At 66.8% G+C, this 4,164-nt stretch carries 3 protein-coding genes and 1 pseudogene; 1 reads left to right on the forward strand and 3 read right to left on the reverse strand.

The genetic code is table 11. The annotated features are described in order from the left end of the window. Positions 1-2 precede the first annotated feature (2 nt). The 3 genes from I0Q12_RS22835 to I0Q12_RS22845 form a co-directional block, all read right to left on the reverse strand. A complete protein-coding gene (locus I0Q12_RS22835; RefSeq protein ID WP_197255007.1) occupies positions 3-776 on the reverse strand; it encodes a citryl-CoA lyase in 774 nt (257 codons plus the stop codon). Further along, positions 773-1,960: a CaiB/BaiF CoA-transferase family protein gene (locus I0Q12_RS22840; protein ID WP_197255009.1), complete on the reverse strand. Its 1,188-nt coding sequence runs from the start codon at positions 1,958-1,960 to the stop codon at positions 773-775. The genes I0Q12_RS22835 and I0Q12_RS22840 overlap by 4 nt, the downstream gene beginning before the upstream one ends. A gap of 244 nt (positions 1,961-2,204) precedes the next feature. Then, positions 2,205-3,548 carry an MFS transporter gene (locus tag I0Q12_RS22845; protein WP_231611253.1) on the reverse strand — a complete coding sequence of 448 codons (1,344 nt, stop codon included), beginning with the start codon at positions 3,546-3,548 and terminating at the stop codon, positions 2,205-2,207. Positions 3,549-3,869: 321 nt separating this feature from the next. Here I0Q12_RS22845 and I0Q12_RS22850 point away from each other — a divergent pair. After that, a pseudogene (locus tag I0Q12_RS22850) lies at positions 3,870-4,164 on the forward strand (cytochrome P450); the annotation flags it as partial.

Genomic DNA, 4,164 nt, shown 5'->3' on the forward strand with positions numbered 1-4,164 from the left:
GGTCATGCCTGCGTCTCCTCGGGTGCCGAGTACGGGATGCCTTCCCGGGTGAGCTGCCAGATCTTGCGCGCGGAGGGCTCGTTGAACTCCTCGACCACGTGACCGAGCAGACCGCCGGCGCGCGAGACCACGGCCATGCCGCGACCCGCCTTCAGCGGGATCCCGATCTCCAGGAACAGCGCGGCGATCATGCCGGTGGCGTTGATGGTCAGGTGCCGGCCACCGCGGGCGGCGTCGACCTCGCGGCTCAGCGTCAGGAGCAGATCGACGTAGCGGCCCTCGAGTCCGTTCTCCTCCGCGACGCGCAGCAGCTTGATCGAGCGGGGATCGTCCGGCTTGTGCAGGCGGTGCCCGAATCCCGGGACCGGCCGCTTGGCGCCGACGTACTCCTCGGCGACCCGCTTGCAGTACACGTCCGGGTCCTCACCGCTGCGGATGCCCTCGGCGAGGATCTCCGCGCAGCCTTCCATGGTGCCGGCGAAGACCGGGCCGACGGAAAGCAGACCGGCGGCCATCGCGACCTGCACGTCGTCGGGGACGCTGTCCGCGACCAGGCGGGTGACGATCGAGGTCGGGACCCAGCCGTGTTCCATCAGGGTGACCAGGCAGGCGTCGAGGACACGTGCCTCGGCGGTGGAGGGCATCCGTCCGACGGACAGGAAGTAGATCATCTCGGTGAAGGTGCGCTCACCGATGATCTCGTCGCACAGGTCCTTGCCGCGGACGGTGACCGACTTCTCGTCGGAGGTTGCGATGTGCGTAACTACTTGGCTCACTTGACTTCTCCCGTGTCCGTCGCGGCTGCGCCGTCGACCAGTTCGTCGTGGTGCGCGTCGAGCGCCGGGGCCTTGGTGCCGAAACCCGCCCGGGCGCCGTTGATGCTCAGCGGCAGTCCGGTGAGCTTGAGCCGCTCGTCGTCGGTGTCGAGGATCATCTGCATCGCCGCGGTCTGCGGGTGCTCGAGGACCTGCGGGATCGAATTGATCGGCGCGCAGGGCACTCCCGCCGCCTCGAGGCGTTCGATCCACTCCGCGACGGTGGCACCGGCGACGATCTCGGAGATCAGCGGCAGGAGCGTGGGACGGTTCTCCGTGCGGGCCGCGTTGGTCGTGAAGCGCGGATCTTCAGGCCACTCCGGGTGGCCCAGCGCTCCGGCCAGTTTGGCGAACAGGCGGTCGTTTCCGGCCGCGATGATGAACGGGCCGTCCGACGACTCGAACGCACCGTAGGGTGTGAGCGAGTTGTGGCCGGTGCCCACACGCGGCGGAATCTTGCCGGTGGCACCGTAATCGGCGATGTGACGACCCGCCCAGTTGACGGCGGTCTCCAGCAGGGAGGTCTTGACCTCGCTGCCCAGTCCGGTGACCTGACGCTGCAGGAGCGCGGAGAGCACACCGATGACGGACCACATGCCGGTGCCGAGGTCGACCACCGAGGGACCGACCCGCGAGGGCGGCCCGCTCGGGTCACCGTTGACGGCGACCATGCCCGAAAAAGCCTGCAGGAGGGGCTCGTAGCCGGGACGGTCCGCCATCGGGCCGGTGTGACCGAACGCCGACATCGCGCAGTAGATCAACCGCGGGTTCACGGCCATGAGCGTCTCGGCGTCGGCCTTGAGCTTCTTGTCGACGCCGGGGCGCAGGTTGTGGACGAAGACGTCGGCGTCGCGGATGAGATCGAGGAACGCCTTGTAGTCGTTCTCGTCGTCGAGGGAGAGGACCACGGACTTCTTGTTGCGGTTCATCATGTGGAAGCTCACGGAGCTGTCCCCCACGAACGGCGGGCCCCATCCGCGGGCGTCGTCGCCGCCGGGCTTCTCGACCTTGACGACGTCGGCGCCCAGATCACCGAGGATCAACGAAGCGTACGGAGCGGCCAGGTTCTGGCCCATCTCCACGACTTTCAGTCCCGGAAGCATTCCGAGCGGACTTCCCGCTTCCTTGCTCTGCTGAATCTCCACAGCTTCCTCCTACGACTTGCGGCCCGGGCGCCGACGCGTTGCACGACCCCGTCACAAGTTGTTGTTTTGTCAACACGCATCTTGTCGAGAGAGTTGTTGAGTTGTCAACACCACATTTTCGGTAGATCCGGTTCGGAGCCACACCCGCCCGAAAACGGCACGGCCCTACCGGAAAACGGCATGCCGAAGCCGACGGCGGGACACGAACTTCCCGCCGCCGGCATTGCTCGGCGGATGGCCCGCCTCAGCGTGCGTCCAGTGGCTCCCCGGAGCGATCACGGATGAGGAAGGCGGCGACCAGGCTGATCGCGGCCATGCCCATCAGGTACGGAGCGACCGCCATGACCGAGCCGAAGCTCTTGGTCAGCGCCTCGGCGATCGTGGGGGCGAATGCGCCGCCGAGCACGGCACCGAGCGCGTACGACAGTGACACCCCGGAGAGCCGGATCTTCGCCGGGAACATCTCTGCGAAGAGCGCCGACTGCGGGCCGTAGGTCAGGCCCAGCGGCACCGCCAGGGTCACCACCGCGATCCCGGTGCCCAGCAGCGTGCCCGAGCTGAGGAGCCAGAACTGCGGTAGGAGCATCACGAACAGCAGCGCGTAGCCGACCCGGTAGACGATCGGACGACCGGAACGGTCGCTCCACCACGCGCCGAGGTAGGTGCAGGCGATCCACACGGCACTGGCCGCGACGAGCCACATCAACACGTGATTGCGCGACAGGCCGTGCGTCTTGGTCGAGTACGCGAGGGCGAAGCCACCGACGATCATGTAGCCGGCGGTGATGTTGCCCAGGAGCGTGCCAGCTGCGTGGAGCACCTTGCCGGAATGATTGCCGAAGAGCTCACGCAGCGGGGTCTTCGCCGTCGCGTGCGACTCCTCGAGCTCCGCGAAGACGGGCGACTCGGCAACCCTGGACCGCACGAAGTGACCCACGAGGACCAGCACCACCGAGAGCAGGAACGGCAGGCGCCAACCCCAGGAGTCGAACGCCTCCTTGCCCAGCAGGTTGTTGAAGACGGCCATCACGATGATCGCCAGCATCATGCCGAGCGGCATGCCCATCTGCGGGAAGGAACCCATGCGGCCGCGGCGACCGGGCTCCGCGTGTTCGACGGCGAGCATCGCCGCGCCACCCCACTCGCCGCCTGCGGAGAGCCCCTGCAGGCAGCGCAGCGCGATGAGCAGGATCGGCGCCGCGATTCCGATCGACGCGGCCGTCGGCAGCAGACCGACGAGGGTGGTCGACACACCCATCAGACCGAGGGTGAGCACGAGCACGATCCGCCGGCCGAAGCGGTCGCCGAGGTAGCCGCTGGCGATCGCCCCGAGCGGCCGGAAGATGAAGCTCACGCCGGTGGTCGCCAGAGCGGTGAGCTGGCTCCACTGACCGAGGCCGCTGAAGAACAGATCACCGAAGACCAGGGCGGCGATCTGCGCGTAGACGAGAAAGTCGTACCACTCGACCGTGGTGCCGACGAGCGTCGCAAGTGCGACGCGGCGACGCTCCCGGTCCATGCCTGCCGGCGCAGCGTGACCCGCCGACGCGAAAGCGTCGGCGAGTTCAGGAGTCCGATTCGCTCCCATAGGAGTCCTCTCGACAGAGTCGTTTATGAAAGCCACTGCCCGCAAACCGGTTTCAACGGAGCGCCGGCCCCAGGGCGGGACTGCGCTCACGGAATCGATTCGGCGGAGTCCGGTGACCTGGACCACAACGGTGACGGAAGTCTCTTGACTTGTCAACATGGCTTCCCGCGAAACCGGGTCCGGCCTCGGATTTCTCGGGAGTTGTTGACAAATCATCAGACTCTGGACACACTTCGACTCGTCTGTTGACAAAACAACAACTACGGTCGAATGTGACCTCGAGCACGGTCACACATGACCGACGGGAGAAAGTGCAGACGGATGACTGTCACCGACGAGAAGCCCATCGCCGCCGCCGCACAGTGCCCCGTGACCAGCGGATTCAAGCCGTTCGATCACGACGGCACCTACGAGTTCTTCCTCGGCGCCCGCCGCGAGGCACCGGTCTTCTACAACGCCGAGACCGACTACTGGGTGGTGACCAGGCGCGAGGACGTCCTCGCGGTGTTCAAGGACGCCGACCGGTTCTCGGCCGCGAACGTGCTGTCCTCGGTCAAGCCGTACCCCGAGGAGCTCACCAAGTTCCTCGCGGACAACAACTTCACGGTCGAGCCGG

It is taken from the genome of Rhodococcus sp. CX (assembly GCF_015865005.1).
GTDB lineage: Bacteria > Actinomycetota > Actinomycetes > Mycobacteriales > Mycobacteriaceae > Rhodococcus.